We start from the raw sequence: 18735 nt of genomic DNA, 5'->3' as shown, positions 1-18735 counted from the left end.
TGGTAGGTGCCAACCTTGGTTGGCACGTGGGAGGTCAGCGGCGCCCACCAAGGTGGGCGACTACCGGAATCTTCCGGCCGGGGTGCCTCTGGTAGGTGCCAACCTTGGTTGGCACGCAGGACGTCAGCGGGAACGGAACCTCAACCCCACCCGCGCGCCACCGATCGGGGCGGTATCAATCATCAAGGTCGCGCCATGCCGCTGCGCGATCTCGGCCACGATCGCCAGCCCGAGCCCGCAGCCGTCGCCGTCGCTGCTCGCCCGATAGAAGCGTTCCGTGACGCGCGCGCGTTCGGCTTCGGCGATGCCGGCGCCGTCATCGTCCACCCATACCTGCGTGCCTTCGACCTCCTGCCGAACGCCGAGGGTGATCACACCGCGCGAGGCGCCATAGCGCAGCGCGTTGTCCAGCAGGTTGCCCAGTGCCTCGCGCAGCAGCTGTGGATCGCCCTGCACCTGCACGCCGTCGTCGGGTCCGTCGTAACCCAGGTCCACGCCCGCAGCCAACGCGCGATCGGCGTAACGCTCGACCACGCCGCGCGCCAGCGCGGCCAGATCCAGCGGCCGCAGCGGCAGTGCACTGCCATGTGGATCTTCCGATCGGCTGAGCATCAGCAGCTGGTTGACCAGGTGCTGCAGCCGCGCCAGCCCGGCCAGCGTGCCGGACAGCGCCAGTTGCTGGGCCTGCGGATCGTGCTGGCGCAATGAACTCTCAAGCTCCACCTGCATCGCTGCCAGCGGCGTGCGCAGCTGGTGCGCGGCATTGCTGACGAAGCGCCGCTGTGCATCCTGCATCGCGTCCAGGCGCTGCAGCAGCGCGTTGTAGGCCTCCACCGCCGGCCACAGTTCGCGCGGAGCTTCCTGCGCCGGATCCAGCGGCGCCAATGGATCCGGCCGCGGGCTGGCCAGCTTCCGCGCAACCAGGTTGGCATGGCGTGCGGCAGCGCCGGTACCGGACCAGGCCAGCCATGCCGCCAGTGCCAGGATCGCAGCCTGGAACGGAACGCTGGTCAGCAGCAGCTTGCGCTCCAGCCGGTGCCGCTTGCGCAGTGTCTCGGCCACGCGCAGCCGGATGTCATGACCCGGCCTGGCGCTGACCACCACTTCGACCATGCGCACGGCCTGCCCACGCAGCCGCGCATCATAGTAGACCGGGTCGTCGCTGCCGGCGGACATCGACGGGCGTGGCAATGCCTCGGGCAGGTCGCCATACAGGCGCCCACCCGCGGCGTCGACCACCTCGCCATGCACTTCGTCGGCGGTGTCCCAGGTGAACATGCGCGACACCGCCGGGGTGATCTCGATGGACGCGCGGCCGTCCTGCACCGCCACCAGCTCGGACAACGACATCGCCGAATCCAGCAGCCAGCGGTCGTAGACCTGGCCGGCGTAGAAGCGCGCCAAGGCGAATGAACCCACTGCGCTGCACAACAGCAGTACCAGCAGTGGCAGCCACAGGCGTCTCAGCAGCAGGCCACGCAGGCTGTGCACGCGCTCAGTCACCCACGGCCTCCAACCGGTATCCAAGCCCACGCAGCATGCGGATGCCGACGCCGGCGTGGGTCTGTTCCAGTTTGCGGCGCAGGCGGCTGACATGCACTTCGATCACCGACAGGTTGGCCTCGTGGTCCCAGCTGTACAGCGCGTCGAACAGGCGCTGCTTGGTAACCGTGCGGCCGGGATGCTGCATCAGTGCCTCGACCAGCGACAGCTCGCGCGCGGTCAGCTCGATGCGCTGACCGTCCACCTGCACTTCATTGCGGACGCTGTCGAAGCACAGCCGGCCCAGCCGCTTCTGCGCCGGTGCATCGCTGCGGCGGCGCGACAGCGCACGCAGGCGCGCTTCCAGTTCTCCCAGGGCGAAGGGCTTGGCCAGGTAGTCGTCGCCACCGCGGTCGAGGCCGAGGATGCGGTCCTCCACACCATCGCGTGCGGTCAGGATCAGCACCGGCAGGGTGACGCCGTCGTTGCGCAGGCGTGAGAGCAGGTCCAGGCCATCGACGTCAGGCAATGAAAGGTCCAGCACCATCACGTCATACGGTGCGCTGGCCAGTGCCGCCGGCGCGTGCAGCCCACGCGAGAGGTGGTCGCACAGATGGCCGGCACCCTGCAGGGCGCGGATCAGTCCATCGGCCAGCGCGGCGTCGTCTTCGATCAGCAGGATTCGCATTGCAAGCTTCGTGCAAGGTTGGGGCAAGTTTGGCGCAAGTGCATCACCTTACCGTGACGCGCATGAATTTCTCCCCTCATTTTGCGGCCGTGCTGGCCACTCTTCTGTGCGCGCCCACCGCTTCGGCGCTGTCCCTGCAGGAAGCGCAGCGCGCCATGGAAGCACACAACCCGGACCTGCGTGCGGCGGCACTGGCGCTGCGCGGCGTGCAGGGCGATGTGCAGACGGCGGCGTTGCGCCCGGCCACCGAGTTGTCGATCGGCACCAGCAAGATCAGCCCCAAGCATGGCATCGGCTCCGGACGCTGGCAGGACAAGCGGGTGGACAGCACCGTGGGCCTGGGCTGGACCTGGGAGCGCGGTGGCAAGCGTGCGTTGCGTATCCGCCAGGCCGATGCGCTGCTGGAAGTGGCCGGGCTGGAGATGCTCGATGCGCGGCGCCGCCAGCAGGTGGCTCTGCATGAAACCTATTTCGCTCTGAAGGGCGCCCAGGAGCGGGCGCAGATTGCCGATGCCAACCGCCAGAGTTCGGCCGAACAGATGGCAGCGGCGGACAAGCAGGTTGCCACCGGGGCGATGGCGCCGGTCGACCGCGCGCGGCTGGCAGTGGACGACCTGGCGGTGGCCGACGCGGCGCGCGAGGCGTCGCTGGATCTGCGCGATGCGCGGCATGCGTTGGGGCTGCTGCTCGGCCGCGACGACAGCCATGACCTCAGCGCCGATGATCCTTGGCCGGAGGCCAGCAGCGTGGCCAGCGTGCGTGCGTTCGATCCGCAGCAGCGTGCCGATCTGCGCGCGGCACGTTCGCGCCTGGCGGCGGCCGACGCCGGTGTGGCACTGGCGCGCAGTGAGCGCCACCGCGACATCCAGTTGGGCGTGGAGGCCGAGCGCGAGCCGGCTGACATCAGCGGCGTCACCTGGGGTGTGTCATTGACCATACCGCTCGGCGGCCCGTCACGTGCACGCGGCGCGATCCAGCGTGCCGAGGCCGACCGTGACAGTGCCGCACTGGAGCTGCAGGTGCTGCAGCGCGAAGCGCGTGCCGAACTGGACCAGTTGCAGGCCAGCGCGCAGTCCGCCGCGCAGCGCCGGAGCGACTACGAAGGACTGCAGTCCGACGCCGCACGCAGGGCGGTGCAGGGCATCGAGCTGGCCTACCGCCGCGGCGCCGCCAGCCTGACCGATCTGCTGGATGCGCGCCGCAGCTGGCGCGAGTTCGAGGCCGCGTTGATTGAAGCGCGTGCCGACCATGCCATTGCCCTGGCGCGCTGGGAAGCGGCCACATCCGTTGCTGAAGGAGAGCCCCGATGAAGTCCACCGTCGCTTATCGACCGCAGGCGCGACGGGCCGTGCTGCCGGCCTTGCTGGCGCTGGCCCTGCTGGGCGGCTGCGGCCGCGAGCCGGCGTCGTATACCGAGGACGCGCCGAAGGTCAGTGCTGGCCAGATCCAGTTTCCTGCCGGTAGCCGCCAGCTGGACGTGCTACGCAGCGAGGCGGTCACCGCCGGCGCCAGCGCCAGCCTGCAGCTGCCGGGCCGGGTGGTCTGGGACGAGACGCGCTCCAGCGCGCTGCGTACGCCGTTGGCGGGGCAGGTGGCGCGCATCGAGGCACAGCCGGGGCAGAAAGTGAAGGCGGGCCAGGTGATCGCCTGGATCACTTCGCCCGAATTCGGCCAGGCCCAGGCGGAGGGCGTGCGCGGCCGTGCCCAGCTGCAGCAGGCGCGAAAGGAGCTGGAGCGCACCCGCGAGTTGCATGCGGCAGGTGTGGCGTCGGGCCGCGAACTGGACGAGGCCGAGGCCAATTTCGCCGGCAGCCAGGCCGATCACGCGCGTGCGACCGCCTTCGCCAAGGCGTATGGCAATGGCCCGCACGTCGACCAGCGCCTGCCGCTGCGCGCGCCGATCGATGGCGTGCTGGTGGAGCGGCGGATGAGCCCGGGCATGACAGTCAGCCCCGACAGCGAACAGCCGTTGGCGGTGATTGGCGATCCGGACCGCCTGTGGTTGCTGCTGGATGTACCGGAGAGCCTGGCCGGACGCTTGAAGGCGGGCATGCAGGTGAGCGTTTCCGGGGCCGATGGACAGCCGCTGCGGGCGACCCTGCAGCACGTGGATGACTTCGTCGACAGCGAACGCCGCGTGGTGCAGGCGCGCGCCGAGCTGGACAACCGCGCACGCGGTTTCAAGGCGGGGCAATACGTGCGCGCCCAGGTGGCGTTGCCGGCCGAGGGCGGTGTCTCGCTGCCCGATGCGGCCGTGTTGTTGATCGACGGCAAGCAGGTGGTGTTCGTGGAGGAGGGCAAGGGCCGCTTCGTGCGTCACGCGGTGCATGCCGAGGAGCTGGGCGATGGCCGGCTGTGGGTGCGTGAGGGCCTGGCCGCAGGCGCCAGGGTGGTGGTAGAAGGCGGCCTGCTGCTGCAGCAGCTGGCGGACAGCGCACCGGCCGCCGCCAGCACCGGCACGGGGCACGCCGCTCCATGATCGATCGCCTGATTGCCTACTGCCTGCGCCAGCCGCTGATGGTCATGCTGGCACTGCTGCTGTTCATCGGCGCTGGCATTGCCGCGTTCCGCGTGCTGCCGGTGGAAGCCTTCCCGGATGTGTCCGACACCCAGGTGACCGTGGTGTCGCTGCACCCGGGCCGTGCCGCCGAAGAGGTCGAGCGCGAGGTGACGATGCCACTGGAAGTGGCGTTGTCCGGTATCCCGCATTCGGTGCGGGTGTTCTCGCATACGCAGTTCGGCCTGTCGATGATCATCCTGACCTTCGACGACAAGGCCGATGACTACTTCGCGCGCCAGCAGGTGCTGGAACGCCTGCAGGGCGTGGAACTGCCGGAAGGGGTAACGCCGGAACTGGAGGCGATGAGCTCGGCGGTAGGTGAGATCTACCGTTATGTGCTGAAAGGCCCGCACATGACGCCGACCCAGCTGCGCACCGTGCAGGAATGGACAATGGAACGCAGCCTGCGCACCGTGCCGGGCGTAGCCGATGTGATCAGCTTCGGTGGCTTCGCGCGCACCTTCCAGGTCAAGCCGGACCTGGACAAGCTGCGTGACCGTGGCATCAGCCTCGGTGAGTTCGCCGAGGCGCTGGAGAAGGGCAGCTCGAATGCGGGCGGCGGCTACGTGGAGCGTGGGCAGCAGCAGTTCCTGATCCGTGGCGTCGGCCTGATGCGTTCGCCGGCGGACATCGGAAACGTTGTGGTGGCGCAGCGCGGGGGCACGCCGATCCTGGTGCGCGACCTGGCCGGCATCGCCGACACCGGCCTGCCGCGCCAGGGCCTGGTCGGTCAGGACGACAACGACGATGCGGTGTTCGGCATGGTGCTGATGCGCAAGGGCGAGAACCCGTCCGACGTGCTCGACGCCCTGCATGCGCGCATCGCCGAGATCGAGGCCAACCAGTTGCCGGCCGGGGTCAGCATCGAGCCGTTCTACGACCGCTCGTGGCTGGTCACGACCACGCTGAAGACGGTCTTCCGCAACCTGCTGGAAGGCGCGGTGCTGGTGTTCCTGGTGCTGTGGCTGTTCCTGTACAACGCCCGCGCCGCACTGATCGTGGCGGCGATGATGCCGCTGGCCCTGCTGTCGACCTTCCTCGGCCTGCATCTGTGGGGTGTGCCGGCGAACTTGCTCTCGTTGGGTGCGATGGATTTCGGCATCATCATTGATGGCGCGGTGATCGTCACCGAACACATCGTCTCGCGGCTGTCGAAGCTGCCACCTGCGGCCGATCGGAAGACGCGGTTCTCGACCATTCTTTCAGCGGCATCGGAAGTGGGCCGCCCGACGTTCTTCTCGATGCTGATCATCATCGCCGCGCACATCCCGATCTTCACCCTGCAGCGGCAGGAAGGACGCATGTTCGCGCCGATGGCGTACTCGGTGACCTCGGCGTTGATCGGTGCGCTGATCCTGGCGCTGACCGTGGTGCCGCTGTTCTGCTACTGGTGGCTGCGGCGCGACCGCATGCGTGACGGCAATCCGCTGATGGACCGCCTGACCGGCTGGTACCGGCCGATCCTGGAGCGTGCATTGGCCCGCCCGCGTGCGGTGGTACTGACTGCAGTTGCGCTGCTGGTCGGCACGCTGGCATTGGGCACCCGGTTGGGTTCGGAGTTCCTGCCTGAGCTGGACGAAGGCTCGATCTGGCTGACCGCCACGCTCGACCCCAGCACCAGCCTGGCCGAAGCACAGCAGCAGTCGCGGCGCATCCGTGAGCTGGTCGGCAGCTTCCCGCAGGTATCGACGGTGGTGGCCAAGCTGGGCCGCCCGGAAGACGGCTCCGACGCCAAGGGCGCCAACCAGATCGAGGCATTGGTGGCGTTGAAGCCGGAGAAGGAGTGGCCGAAGGGCGTGGACAAGCGGCAGCTGGTGAGCGATCTGCAGCGCATGCTGGAGCAGCGCATTCCGGGGCCGGAGTTCTCGATCTCGCAGCCGGTGCGCGACAACATCCTGGAGAGCATCTCGCAGATCAAGGGCCAGGTGGTGATCAAGGTCAGTGGCTCGGACCTGGACGTGCTGAATCAGCAGGCGCAGGCGATCCTGGGCCAGGTGCGTGGTGTGGAGGGCGTGGAGAGCGCCTTCATTGACCGTGACGGGTCGTTGCCGCAGCTGCAGATCGAGATCGACCGCGACCGTGCCGCGCGCTATGGCCTCAATGTGCGCGACATCGACGAGGTGATCGAGACCGCACTGGGCGGGCGCCAGGTCGGCGAACTGTGGGAGGGCGACCGCAAGTTCCCGATCACGCTGCGCCTGGACGACGCCGACCGCGACCTGCAACGGTTGCGCACGGTCCCGGTGGGCATCGGCGATGGCCACACCGTGACGCTGTCCGACGTGGCCGACTTCCGCATTGCCAGCGGCGCGATCAACATCTCGCGCGAGAATGCACAGCGGGTGAAGGCAGTGAGCATCTTCATCGCCGGGCGTGACATGGGCAGTGTGGTGGCCGACATGCGCAAGCGCGTGGACGCCAGCGTGCAGCTGCCGGAAGGCTACCGGCTGGAGTGGTCCGGCGAGTTCGAGAACCAGCAACGTGCGATGAAGCGTCTGGGATGGGTGATCCCGCTGTCGGTGCTGATCATCTTCGTACTGCTGTTCGATGCCTTCAAGGACGTCAGCAGCGCCGCACTGATCCTGGCCAACGTGCCACTGGCGATGATCGGCGGCATCCTCGCCCTGTGGTTGACTGGGATTCCACTGTCGGTGTCGGCGGCGATCGGCTTCATTGCATTGTTCGGGCAGGCGGTGCTGAACGGGGTGGTGATGCTCAGTCGCTTCGCGCAGCTGCGCGAGCAGGGCATGGACCTGCTGCAGTCGGTGGTACAGGGCTCGCTGCAGCGCCTGCGCACCGTACTGATGACCGCACTGCTGGCGATGTTCGGCCTGCTGCCGATGGCCACCTCGCATGCGATTGGTGCCGAGACCCAGAAGCCGCTGGCGGTGGTGGTGATCGGCGGCCTGCTGTCGGCGATGCTGCTGACCCTGCTGGTGCTGCCTACGCTGTACTACTGGGTACACCGGCGCCGCGAGGCCCGCGCCGGATGATCCGCACGGTAGATCCACGCCATGCGTGGATGCCGTTCGCGCGATCTACACCATCCCGCCGTTGGCGCGCAGCACCTGGCCATTGATCCACCCGCCATCGGTGCCTGCCAGGAAGGCGACCGCACCGGCGATGTCCTCCGGTGTACCCAATCGCTGCAGGGGGTTCATCTTCGCCAACCGCTCGATCAGTTCCGGTGACTTGCCGTCCAGGAACAGGTCGGTAGCGGTCGGGCCTGGGGCCACTGCGTTCACGGTGATGTTGCGCCCGCGCAGCTCCTTGCTGAGGATGGCGCCCATCGTCTCCACCGCTGCCTTGCTGGCCGCGTACACGCTGTAGTTCTCCAGCTTGATGCCGACCACGCTGGTGGACAAGGTGATCAGCCTGCCACCGTCGCGCACCCGTCGTGTGCTTTCGCGCAGCACGTTGAAGGCACCCTTGAGGTTGATGCCGATCACCCGCTCGAACAGGGCGTCGTCGGTGTCGGCGAGCGGCGCCAGCTGCAGCACGCCGGCGCTGTTGACCACCACGTCGATGCCGCCGAAACGCGCCTCGATGGCATCGAAAAGCTGCCGCACCGCCTGCGGATCGGCGACATCGGCCTGCAGCGCGATCGCCTGCGCGCCGGCTGCGTTGAGTTCGGCCGCCAAGGCTTCGGCGTCGTCGCGGCGGCCCGCATAGTTGATCGCGACCGCGTGGCCATCGGCGGCGAGCCGGCGGGAGATGGCGGCGCCGATGCCACGGGAGCCGCCGGTGACCAGGGCGACAGTGCGGGCGGGGGAGAGGGTCATGGTCGGTTCCAGCACAGCGCGCCGGAATGGCGCAGGGCCATCTTCGTCATCTCTCCCGCCCGGATAATCATGCATAATCCGCCAACATCATTCGGGTAGCCGAACAATGGACCGCTTCACGGCCATGCGCGCCTTCGTCCGTATCGTCGAGCGCCGCAGCTTCACCCGGGCCTCCGAGGACCTGGACCTGCCGCGGGCCACGGTGACCGATGCGATCAAGGCGCTGGAACAGCGGCTGGGCGTGCGCCTGCTGCACCGGACCACGCGGCTGGTGGTGCCGACGCTGGAAGGCGAGGCTTTCTATGGCCGTTGCCTGCGCCTGATCGCCGACATGGACGATGCCGAGGCCGCGTTCCGTGACGCGCCGCCGCGCGGCCCGCTGCGTATCGAAGTGCATGGCACGCTGGGCCGGCACCTGCTGTTTCCGCACCTGCCGGACTTCCTGCAGCGCTATCCGGAGATCGAGCTGGACGTCAGTGAAGGCGACCGCTATGTCGATCTGCTGCGCGAAGGCGTGGATGCGGCGTTGCGGGTGGGGACGCTGGCCGACAGCGATCTGGCGGCGCGCCGGTTGGCGATGCTGCGCGAGGTCACGGTGGCCGCGCCGGGTTACCTGCAGGACAAGGGTGTGCCCGGCAGCATCGCGTCCTTGCTGGGCGGCCATGAAATGGTGGGCTATCGCTCCAGCGCCACCGGCCAGCTGATTCCGCTGGAGTTCCAGCAGGGCGGGCAGGTGCGCTACGTGCCGCTGCCGGCGCGGGTGCGTGTGTCCGGTGCGGATGCGTTCCTCGGCGCCGCGCTGGCGGGCCTGGGCATCATCCAGGCTCCGCGCTACCGGATGGACCCGTACATCGCGCGCGGACAGTTGGCGGAGCTGTTGCCCGAGACGCCACCGACGCCGAGTCCACTGAGCCTGGTCTACCCACGCAACCGCACGCCGTCACCGCGCTTGCGGGTGTTCATCGATTGGGTGGCCGGGGTGTTTGAGCAGACCGGGGTTGCCGGCCAGCAGCCGGGACTACCGGGCTGAGGTGCTCGGCAGCACCAGCTCGAACAGGGTGCCGGTGTCATCCGAGACAACACTCACGCTGCCGCCGTGCGCCTGTGCGATCGCGCGTGTGATTGCCAGGCCCAGTCCGGCACCTTCTTGGCGGCCACGCTCGCCGCGGTAGAAACGATCGAACAGGCGCGGCAGCGCCTCGCTGGCGATCGGCGTGCCAAGGTTGTGCACGCTGACCCTGCACACGCCATCGGCCTCGACCAGCCGCACCCGCACTTCGCTGCCCAGGGCTGCGTACTTCAACGCGTTGGACAGCAGGTTGGCAATCGCCCGGTGCAGCATCAAGCGGTTGCCTTCCACGCTCGCCACACCTTCGCGGCGCAGGGTCAACTGTCGGTCCTCGGCTAGAAGCTCGTAGAACTCCAGCAGCGAATCCACTACCGCATCCAGCGCCACTGACTCGCGCGAGGGCAGTGCACCCGGCGCTTCGGCCTGCGCCAGGTACAGCAGGTCACCCACGGTCTGCGCCAGCTGCTGCAGTTCCTCGGCGCAGGATGCCAGCGTCTCGCGGTAGGCCTCGTTGCTGCGCGGGTGCGCCAGCACCACCTGCACCTGGGTCAGCATGTTGGTGATCGGTGTGCGCAGTTCATGGGCGAGATCACCGGAGAACTCGGTCAGCCGCGCGAAGTCCTGCTGCAGGCGCGCCAGCATGCCGTTGAGCGTCTGCGCCAGCTGCTCCAGTTCGGCCGGTGCGCTGCGTGCACTCAGCCGGCGCTGCAGCCGGCCGGCGGTGATCTGCCGGGCCTCATCGGCCAGCGTGCGCAGCGGCCGCAGCGTGCGCCGCACCACGTAGCCGCCGAGCAGGCTGCTGGCCGCGGCGGCGCCGATGATGGCGATCGCCAGCAGATGGCGGAAGCGCTGCAGGAAATCGGCGTGGCGGTCGTCATCGATGGCCAGTAGGGTGACCAGCTCGCTGCCGTCGGCCAGGGTCTGGCGCAGGTGCAGGGCATGCATGCAGCGACCATCGGCGAGGATCCAGTCGTGCCGCCGTGGCGCGGCGTCGATCGGCTGGCTGCGTGCATGCTCGCGCAGCAGTGCCGGTGCGGTCGAGAAGAGCACTGCGCCGCTCCCATCAACAATGTGGAAGGCGATATCCGGATGGTGGCCCAGTGCGTCCGCCAAGCGCTGCCCGCGTGCGGACGCAGGTCCGTTGCCGGCCAGGTCACGAATCAACGCAACCTTGTTCTCCAGTTCGCTGAAGTCCTGGGCCACCAGGTCGTGGCGGGCGCTGACATAGATCGCCACGCCCAATGCGGCCAGCACCAGCGTAGCCACGATGGCGAACAGCAGCGTCAGCCGTACCGCGATGGAGCGACGCAGGCTCATCCGCTGTGCAATGCACCGTCGTCCGGCGCCTCCAGCACATAGCCCATGCCGCGCACGGTGACGATCAGCTTGGCGTCGAAGTCATCGTCGATCTTCGCGCGCAGGCGGCGGATCGCCACGTCGATCACGTTGGTGTCGCTGTCGAAGTTCATGTCCCATACCTGCGAGGCGATCAACGAGCGCGGCAGCACTTCACCGCGTCGGCGCGCCAGCAGTTCCAGCAGGGTGTATTCCTTCTGGCTGAGGGCGATGCGCTGGCCGCCGCGTTCGACCCGGCGGCGCAGGGTATCCACCACCAGGTCGGCGATGACGATGCGCTCGGCCTGCGGCAATGCCTGGCCGCGGCGCAGCAGGGTACGCACGCGCGCCAGCAGTTCGGCGAAGGCGAACGGCTTGGCCAGGTAATCGTCGGCGCCCAGCTCCAGGCCCTGAACGCGGTCGGCGATGCTGCTGCGCGCGGTGAGGAACAGCACCGGCACCTGCCATCCGGCCTCGCGCAGCCGCGACAGCACGTTCCAGCCATCCAGGCCGGGCAGCATCACGTCGAGGATGACCAGCTGGTACTCGCCGCTGCCGGCCAGATGCAGCCCGTCGATGCCGTTGCAGGCGAGATCGACCACGTAGCCGGCCTCGATCAGGCCCTGGCGCAGGTAGTTGCCGGTCTTGGGTTCGTCTTCGACGATCAGCAGTTTCATGGTGTGCCCATCATCGCAGCTTGGGCCCGTGCTGGAACGGATGAGTCATGCCAATGGGTCCAGAGTGCCGAGCACCGCCACGCAGGCCAGCACCAGCAGCGCCAGCACCGATTCGCAGGCCAGGCTGTGGCGAAGTGAGCGCAGCGGCCTGGGTTGCCAGCCGCCGCGGATGGAGACCGCCAGCGCCGGCACCAGCCGCCAGCGATGCAGCGCGGCAAGCCCCAGCATGCCACCGACCAGCGCCAGCTTGAGCAGCAGCCAACGCCCATGTGCGGCGCCGGTCAGGGTCTGTATGGAACCGCCGAGATCGACATAGGTATAGGTGCCGGTCATTGCCAGCAGGGCGACGATGATCGTGCCCGGCACGGCGAAGCTGTGCGCGGCCTGCCACAGTTCGCGGGTACGTTCGTGCAGGCGCAGGCCCTGTGGACGCAGCGCCAGCTGCAGGATGGCGGCGATCGCGCCGGCCCAGGCACCGGCGGCCAGCAGGTGCACGATGCCGGCCACGAGCCGCAACGTCCCGCCGAATCCATCACCGGCGGCGGCGTGACCATTCCAGGCGAGGCTGGCCAGAGCTACCGCCGTGAGTATCAGCAGCGCCAGACGGCGCAGGCCCAGCACCGGGCGATTGACTGCCAGCAGCGGCAGCATTGCCAGCAGGGCCAGGATGCGCAGCAGCCCCGCCTCACCCACCGGCGTACCGGTGAGGAACCAGTGCGCCGTTGCTGGGTCGATATCGGCTGCCGGGATGCCGAGCACGCCCGACAACCGGTTCACGGCATCGATGACGACCAGGATCAGCGCAACCACGGCGAGCGCCAGCGAGATGCCGCGTGGCAGCCCGGGGCGGACGAACAGCAGCCGCCCGAACAGCAGCATCAGTACCAGGTACAGCGCCAGCCGCAGCGCATACGGCGAGAGCTCGGCCATGGCGGCAGCCTTACTTCACGGTGAAGCGGTAGCTGCCGGTCATCGGATGACTGTCCTGACCGACCGCGCGCCATTGCAGTGCGTAGCTGCCGGCGGGCAGCGGCTTGGCGAAACGCGCGCGTAGCGTGTGGCCATCTTCGGAAACGTCCTGCGCGACGGTAGGCATGGCCATCTTCATGCGGCCATGGTCCATGCTCAGTTCGATGCGGGTGGCACGCGGCATCACCTTCTCACTGAACTGCAGCGTGATCTCGGTCGCCGGGGCTACGGTGGCGTCGGCGGCCGGCGTCGAACGCACCAGGCTGGGATGGGCCAGCGCCGGCGGCACAACCGCGAGGCCGGTCAGCAGGACAGCAAGGACGGTGGAGCGGAGCAGGGAGCGGGCCATGCGTGGGACACCTGTGGAAGACGTGGCCCACAGGGTGGAGGGCAGCGCCTTTCGCTGCCCTGACCCGCACATTACCGATCTGTAATGTGCGGCCCACTAACAAGGTAGTGCCGGCCGCTGGCCGGCATCACAGCGCGTGCAGCGGCCCCTGCATGCGATGGAAACTGCCATCGGTGGCGGTGAACCAGGCCAGCGAATGCCCGCCCACGAAGTCATCGACATGCACGACCGTTGCGCCATCGGCTTCCTGCCACGAAATGACATAGACCCCTTCGCTGATCTGCTGCCACTCGCAGGCGGCTTCGCCCTGCGCACCGGCATAGGTGCCGGAGATGATGGCGTACTGCACGTGGCGGCCATCGGCGCTGTAGACATTGTCGGCAGCCAGGCCGTCATAGCTGACGCGGAAGCGACGGCCGGCGAACAATGGCAGGGCGGAGGCGGCGTTCATCGGATCGCCACCGGGTTGATGTTGACCTGGGTCGAGCCGACGTACAGCGGCTGGCCGAGCACGAACAGGAATTCCCAGGCCTTGTCGCGCACCAGCGCACGGCTGTCGATCAGCTCCAGGTTGTAGATGCCGCGCTTGGCCAGCATGTACTGGTTGATCGGGAACTCCTCGGCACCGTCCGGGTTCGGGTAGACCTCCGAGGCCCAGGTGTCGCCACCGAAGGCGACGATGCCCTGGTCGGCCAGCCACTTCGCGGCCTCCATGCCGATACCCGGTTCCACTTCCAGGAACTGTTTGTCGTCCTTGCCGATCAGTTCCAGCCAGCCGGTGTTGAACAGCACCACGTCGCCCTTGCGCAGGCTCAGGCCCTGCTTCTTCAGCACGGCCTGGATGTCGGCCACGGTGAACTCGGTGCCGCCGGGCACGATCGCCTTGCCGTAGTGCGCGGTCATGTCCAGCACGACGCCGCGGGTGACCATCGGCGGCACCTTCTCGACGCCGAGCTTGCGCACACCGTCCACGGTGACGAAGTCGGCGGCCTTGTTGCCGTTGTAGTAGACGTTGTCGATGCCGATATGGCCGATGCCGTTGAGCTGGGTGCCAACGCCGGTCCAGGCGTTCACCAGTTCATCGTTGAAGGTGAACCTGTTGGGGCCCAGCGACTTGCCGGCCTGCTGGCCGACCTGCACGTTGTACAGGCGGAAGCTGCGGTGGCGGAACGCGGGCAGGTTCTTGTCCACCGGCACCGCCAGCGGATAGGTCTTGCCGGTCCTGACCAGCGATACCGCGTGCTTGACCACGTCCGTGGTGAGCAGGTTGGCGGCGCCGATCTCGTCGTTGGCGCCGTAGGCAGAGGGGTACCAGTCCTCGGCGGTGGCCTGGAAGGACAGCGGCAGGGTGGCCAGCGCAAGCGCGGCCAGGGTGTTCATTTTCATGGCAAAGCTCCGGTAACTGTCAGGCCGTCGCGGGGGCGGCAAGCGGGGCATGCGGCGCAGCGGCGTCGGCATGGGCCGGGAAGTGCGGCAGCACGTACTCGGCGATCTCGTGGAAGGTCTCGGCCAACGGCCGTTCGTTGCGGCGGAACTGCAGGCCGATGTGGTCGACACCGGCCGCCTGCAGGGCGTGCAGCTCGGCCAGCAGGGCGTTGCGGCCGCCGCGCAGCCCAAAGCGCCAGCGCTGCAGCGCGGCATCGGCATCGGCCACCAGGTCCAGGTGGATGAAGCTGGCATACGGCTTGTTGCCGGCCACGGCGCGCCAGGCCGCCACGCGTTGCGCATGGTCCTGTGGCGTGCCCGGGTAGGCCAGGCAGCCATCCATGTGCTGGCCGATCCACGCCGGCTGCTGCTGGGCCAGGCCGGCCACGAACAACGGCAGGGCCGGGCCATCCGCGGGCAGCACGTCCAGGCCCTGCGGCAGGTGCGAAGCGGCGCCTTCGCGCAGCAGTGCGATCTGTTCGCGGAAGCGGCTGCCGCGGGTGTCGAAGTCGCGGCCGAACAGCGGGTACTCCACCGGGCGGTCGCCACTGGCCACGCCCAGCAGCAGGCGGTCACCGCTGAGCCGCTGCACGCTGCGCGCCGACTTAAGGGTCAGCAACGGCTCGCGGATCGGCAGCACCACCGCACCAGTACCCAGCAGGATGTCCTTGGTGATGCCAGCCAGATAGCCGAGGTAACTGAATACCTCGAACACCTGTGCCGCATCACCGAAGGCCGGGTCGTACACCGGCACGTCGCGCACCCACAGCGCACGGAAGCCGAGGCGGTCGGCCAAGCGTGCCAGTTCTGCATGGCACTGCAGGTCCGGTTCGCCGGGCAGGCGTCGCGCGGCGCGTCGTGCCTGTTCGCCCAGCGGCGTCCAGTCATTGTCCAGCGGTGCTTCGATGCCGATGCTGAAACCACCGGCCTGCAACCGGGTCATCGCACTGCCCATGGCCTGGCGCCTCAGTCCCAGGCCGGGGCCAGGCCCGGCGGATCGACTTCGCGGCCGTTGCGGTCAAGCGCGGCGATCGCGGCCATGTCATCGGCATCCAGGCGCAGGTCCTGGGCGAGCAGGTTGCTGGCCAGGTTCTCGCGCTTGGTCGAGGACGGGATGACCGAGTAACCGCGCTGCAGCGCCCACGCCAGCGCAACCTGGGCCACGGTGGCCTGGTGCTTGTCGGCGATGGTGGCCAGCACCGGATCCTTCAGCACCTTGCCGTAGGCCAGGGTCATGTAGGAGGTCACGGTGATGCCCTGGTCCTGCAGGAAGGTGGTCAGTGCCGGGTTCTGCAGGTAGGGGCTCAGTTCGATCTGGTTGGTGGCGATCTCGCCGGCACCGACCACCTCGATGGCCTGCCGGGTCAGCTCGATGTTGAAGTTGGACACACCGATCTGGCGGGTCAGGCCCAGCGTCTTGGCGTCGGCCAGCGCGGTCATGTACTCGCGCAGTTCAACGCCATTGCCCGGCGCCGGCCAGTGGATCAGCAGCAGGTCGACATAGTCGGTGCGCAGCTTGGCCAGGCTGTCGCGCAAGCTTGGGATCAGCTTGTCGGCGGCGTAGTTGTCCACCCAGATCTTGGTGGTCAGGAACAGCTGGTCGCGTGGGACGCCGGATTCGGCGATGGCCTGGCCGACTTCGGCTTCGTTGCCATAGATCTGCGCGGTATCGACCGCACGGTAGCCGACCTCGAGGGCGTTGCGCACCGAGTCGATGACGGTCTGGCCGGTCAGGCGGAAGGTGCCGACGCCAAAGGAAGGAACGCTCATGATGGACTCCAGGGACTTCGTTGGGAGCCGGTGGGCTCGGGACAGGGCGAAGTGTGGGCGCTTTACATTTGTTGATTAAGCTGTGTATACGGGAAACGCTTTTGCGCCGAGGTAAAAAATGAAAACCACCCTGGATGAGCTGAAGGCCTTCGTGGCCGTGGTCGACAGTGGTTCGATCACGGCGGCGGCCGAGGCGCTGGAACTGACCATCTCCGCCACCAGCCGCACCTTGGCGCGGCTGGAAGACAAGCTGCAGACCACGCTGCTGCGGCGGACCACGCGGCGGCTGGAGCTGACCGAGGAGGGCGCGGCGTTCCTGGAGTACGCGCGCACGATCCTGGCCACGGTGGACGAGGCCGAGGAACAGATGGCCGCGCGGCGGCTGCAGCCGGTCGGGCGCCTGCGCGTGGACGCCGCCACGCCGTTCATGCTGCATGTGATCGTGCCGTTGCTGGAGGGCTTCCGCGAGCGCTACCCGCAAGTGGAGCTGGAGCTGAATTCCAACGAGGGCATCACCGACCTGATCGAGAAGCGCACCGACGTGGCGTTCCGCATCGGCGTGCTGCGCGATTCCACCCTGCATGCGCGGCCGATCGGCCACAGCCGCATCCGCGTCGTCGCCAGTCCCGAGTACCTGCGACGGCATGGCACGCCGACACGCGTGGAGCAGCTGCGCAAGCACGATCTGCTGGGCTTCACCCAGCCCAGTTCGTTGAACGAATGGCCGCTGCACGATGCCGATGGTGGGCCTTTCGTGATCGAGCCGGCGATCGCTTCATCCAGTGGCGAGACACTGCGGCAGATGGCGGTGGCCGGGCTGGGCATCGCCTGCTTGTCTGATTTCCTGACCCGCCAGGACCGGCGTGATGGCCGCCTGGCGCAGCTGTTTGCCAAGCAGACGCAGGAGGTGCGGCAGCCGATCAATGCGGTGTACTACCGCAACACCGCGCTGGCCGCGCGCATCACCTGTTTCGTCGACCACGTGACGCAGACGCTGGGACAGCGACCGTTCGACGAATAGAGAAGGGTAGAGCCGGCCGCTGGCCGGCTGCCGGAAGTGCATCAGTAGATCCACGCCATGCGTGGATGGTGTTTTTCCGTCCGGCCAGCGGCCGGCACTACCGTTTGCGCAGCGCCCGTCGGTTGCCGATGTGAGCGAACGCCAACAGCACGCCACCACATGCCGTGGCCACGCCATGCCAGAGCAGCGATTCCTTCAGCGGCAGGTACAGAGAGGCCGACAGCAGCAGGATGGCGCCGGCGCAGGCCAGCTGCACAGGCCGCCAGCGCCGATGCCGGTGCACCCCGGCCGAGGTACTCGCCAAGGCCAACGAGGAGGCCAGCAGCGCGAACAGCCATTCCCAGCGCGACATCATCAGCAGCAATGTCATCGCGCCATGGCCGGGATGCTGGAACGAGCGCAGCGCCATCATCGCTGCCGGCACGAAGGCCAGCAGCAGGGGCAGGGCGATGCAGTGGGCGGCGCAGGCCAGGGACAGCCAGGCACCGGCAAGATCGAAGCGGGGGTGCCAGCGTGCCGAAGTTGGCGGCTGGGCCAGGGCCCTTGCGGAGGTCGTGGGAATGTGGTCCATAATGTTACATAGTAACAATTGGAGTCTTTCCCATGAAGCTTCCCGCTGCTCTTTTCCTGCTGCTGGCTGCCAGCGCCGCGCAGGCCCACGACATCCGCCAGAACGCACCGCATGTGCATGGCCAGGCGACAGTGGATGTTGCGCTTGACCAGCAAACCCTGGAATTCGCCCTTCAGGCCCCCGGCATCGGCATCCTCGATTACGAGCGGCCGCCGGCCAATGCAGCCGAGCAGGCCGCGCTGGCACGGGCGACGTCATTGCTGAAGGGCGGCAACTGGGTCACCTTGCCCACCGCTGCGGGCTGCCGTCTGGCCACCAGTAAAGCCGATGCGGAGGGCTTCGACGCGACGGCCGCCGCGCCGCCGCCGGGACAGCACCGGCACGCAGGTTTCAGCGCAACGCTGCAGTACCACTGTGCCAAACCTGCCGCGCTGCGCGCCATCGTCGTGCGCCTGCCCGTACTTTTCCCGGGCCTGCACGAAGTCATCGTCAACAGCGCAACCGCCAATGGTCAAAACCGCAGTGTGCTGACGCCCGACAACCTGCGCGTGGTGCTGGCACCGTGAGCGCGGCACCGGTGATCTCGCTGGAAGACGTGCAGTTCGGCTACGGCACGCGGCTGGTGCTGGACATCCCGCGGTTGTGGGTCGAGCAGGGCAGCAGCGTGTTGCTGCGCGGAATCAGCGGTGGCGGCAAAAGCACCCTGCTGGGCCTGCTGGCGGGCGTGCTGCTGCCCCGCAAGGGCCGTGTCGAGGTGGCCGGCCACGCACTGCAGGACATGGGTGGTGCGGCGCGGGATCGTTTCCGTGCCGACCAGTTGGGCGTGATCTTCCAGCAGTTCAATCTGCTGCCGTTCCTCACCGTGCGCGACAACATCGCGCTGGGCCTGCGCTTCTCGCGCCTGCGCAGCGCACGCATCAGCGGGCCGCTGGATGCCGAGATCGCCCGCCTGCTGCAGGCCCTGCAGCTCAATCCTGAGCTGATGCAGCGGCGGGCGGGTACGCTCAGTGTTGGCCAGCAACAACGCGTGGCGGCAG

Annotated in this window: 19 protein-coding genes; 7 read left to right on the top strand and 12 right to left on the bottom strand. The window is 68.0% G+C overall.

Translation table 11 applies throughout. The features are described from left to right. Positions 1-123: 123 nt before the first annotated feature. Both N5D20_RS22570 and N5D20_RS22565 read right to left on the bottom strand, forming a co-directional pair. Entirely contained in the window at positions 124-1503 is a 1380-nt protein-coding gene (locus N5D20_RS22570; RefSeq protein ID WP_279914995.1) for a sensor histidine kinase, read from the bottom strand. Beyond that, positions 1496-2170 (bottom strand): response regulator, encoded by a 675-nt coding sequence (locus N5D20_RS22565; protein ID WP_019659837.1) that lies wholly within the window; start codon positions 2168-2170, stop codon positions 1496-1498. The genes N5D20_RS22570 and N5D20_RS22565 overlap by 8 nt, the downstream gene beginning before the upstream one ends. A 62-nt stretch (positions 2171-2232) precedes the next feature. On the opposite strand from N5D20_RS22565, the gene N5D20_RS22560 reads away from it, so the two are divergent. The 3 genes from N5D20_RS22560 to N5D20_RS22550 are packed head-to-tail and all read left to right on the top strand — an operon-like array spanning position 2233 to position 7723. Beyond that, entirely contained in the window at positions 2233-3480 is a 1248-nt protein-coding gene (locus N5D20_RS22560; protein WP_279914994.1) for a TolC family protein, read from the top strand. Then, complete coding sequence (locus N5D20_RS22555) at positions 3477-4649, top strand: efflux RND transporter periplasmic adaptor subunit (protein WP_279914993.1); 1173 nt, start codon at positions 3477-3479, stop codon at positions 4647-4649. Before N5D20_RS22560 ends, N5D20_RS22555 begins: the two co-directional genes overlap by 4 nt. After that, positions 4646-7723 (top strand): CusA/CzcA family heavy metal efflux RND transporter, encoded by a 3078-nt coding sequence (locus tag N5D20_RS22550; protein WP_279914992.1) that lies wholly within the window; start codon positions 4646-4648, stop codon positions 7721-7723. The genes N5D20_RS22555 and N5D20_RS22550 overlap by 4 nt, the downstream gene beginning before the upstream one ends. A 45-nt stretch (positions 7724-7768) precedes the next feature. On the opposite strand, the gene N5D20_RS22545 is transcribed toward N5D20_RS22550, so the two are convergent. Beyond that, complete coding sequence (locus N5D20_RS22545; protein ID WP_279914991.1) at positions 7769-8512, bottom strand: SDR family oxidoreductase; 744 nt, start codon at positions 8510-8512, stop codon at positions 7769-7771. A 106-nt stretch (positions 8513-8618) separates the two neighbouring features. Between N5D20_RS22545 and N5D20_RS22540 the strand changes: the two genes are divergently transcribed. Then, entirely contained in the window at positions 8619-9542 is a 924-nt protein-coding gene (locus N5D20_RS22540; RefSeq protein WP_279914990.1) for a LysR family transcriptional regulator, read from the top strand. On the opposite strand, the gene N5D20_RS22535 is transcribed toward N5D20_RS22540, so the two are convergent. From N5D20_RS22535 to dkgB, 8 genes are all read right to left on the bottom strand, one after another. Next, the gene (locus N5D20_RS22535; RefSeq protein ID WP_279914989.1) at positions 9531-10898 is read right to left on the bottom strand and encodes a heavy metal sensor histidine kinase; all 1368 of its coding nucleotides are present in this window, start codon (positions 10896-10898) and stop codon (positions 9531-9533) included. The genes N5D20_RS22540 and N5D20_RS22535 overlap by 12 nt on opposite strands. Continuing rightward, complete coding sequence (locus N5D20_RS22530) at positions 10895-11593, bottom strand: heavy metal response regulator transcription factor (protein WP_049481014.1); 699 nt, start codon at positions 11591-11593, stop codon at positions 10895-10897. The genes N5D20_RS22535 and N5D20_RS22530 overlap by 4 nt, the downstream gene beginning before the upstream one ends. Before the next feature lie 45 nt (positions 11594-11638). Continuing rightward, positions 11639-12523, bottom strand: coding sequence for a copper homeostasis membrane protein CopD (gene copD, locus N5D20_RS22525; protein ID WP_197577944.1), 885 nt, complete (start codon positions 12521-12523; stop codon positions 11639-11641). A 10-nt stretch (positions 12524-12533) separates the two neighbouring features. After that, positions 12534-12911, bottom strand: coding sequence for a copper homeostasis periplasmic binding protein CopC (copC, locus tag N5D20_RS22520; RefSeq protein ID WP_279914988.1), 378 nt, complete (start codon positions 12909-12911; stop codon positions 12534-12536). A gap of 127 nt (positions 12912-13038) precedes the next feature. Beyond that, positions 13039-13362 carry an adenylate cyclase gene (locus N5D20_RS22515; protein WP_279914987.1) on the bottom strand — a complete coding sequence of 108 codons (324 nt, stop codon included), beginning with the start codon at positions 13360-13362 and terminating at the stop codon, positions 13039-13041. Further along, positions 13359-14297 (bottom strand): cyclase family protein, encoded by a 939-nt coding sequence (locus tag N5D20_RS22510; RefSeq protein WP_164191135.1) that lies wholly within the window; start codon positions 14295-14297, stop codon positions 13359-13361. Before N5D20_RS22510 ends, N5D20_RS22515 begins: the two co-directional genes overlap by 4 nt. A 19-nt stretch (positions 14298-14316) precedes the next feature. After that, entirely contained in the window at positions 14317-15291 is a 975-nt protein-coding gene (locus N5D20_RS22505) for a TIGR03571 family LLM class oxidoreductase (RefSeq protein WP_279914986.1), read from the bottom strand. A gap of 11 nt (positions 15292-15302) precedes the next feature. Further along, complete coding sequence (gene dkgB / locus N5D20_RS22500) at positions 15303-16106, bottom strand: 2,5-didehydrogluconate reductase DkgB (RefSeq protein WP_279914985.1); 804 nt, start codon at positions 16104-16106, stop codon at positions 15303-15305. Between the two features lie 118 nt (positions 16107-16224). Here dkgB and N5D20_RS22495 point away from each other — a divergent pair, with 118 nt between their 5' ends. Next, on the top strand, positions 16225-17127 hold the full coding sequence (locus N5D20_RS22495) for a LysR family transcriptional regulator (RefSeq protein WP_159360228.1): 903 nt from the start codon (positions 16225-16227) through the stop codon (positions 17125-17127). A gap of 97 nt (positions 17128-17224) precedes the next feature. Here N5D20_RS22495 and N5D20_RS22490 read toward each other — a convergent pair whose 3' ends face one another. Next, positions 17225-17698, bottom strand: a complete 474-nt coding sequence (locus N5D20_RS22490; protein WP_279914984.1) for a MerC domain-containing protein — start codon at positions 17696-17698, stop codon at positions 17225-17227. Between the two features lie 32 nt (positions 17699-17730). On the opposite strand from N5D20_RS22490, the gene N5D20_RS22485 reads away from it, so the two are divergent. Next, positions 17731-18264 carry a DUF2796 domain-containing protein gene (locus tag N5D20_RS22485; protein WP_010485427.1) on the top strand — a complete coding sequence of 178 codons (534 nt, stop codon included), beginning with the start codon at positions 17731-17733 and terminating at the stop codon, positions 18262-18264. Further along, the coding region (locus N5D20_RS22480) for an ATP-binding cassette domain-containing protein (RefSeq protein ID WP_279948142.1) at positions 18261-18735 on the top strand (475 nt) is incomplete at its 3' end. The genes N5D20_RS22485 and N5D20_RS22480, both read left to right, overlap by 4 nt.

It is taken from the genome of Stenotrophomonas sp. GD03877 (assembly GCF_029840555.1).
In the GTDB taxonomy this organism is placed as follows: Bacteria; Pseudomonadota; Gammaproteobacteria; order Xanthomonadales; family Xanthomonadaceae; genus Stenotrophomonas; species Stenotrophomonas geniculata.
This window is presented reverse-complemented; position numbering and strand designations above follow the sequence as displayed.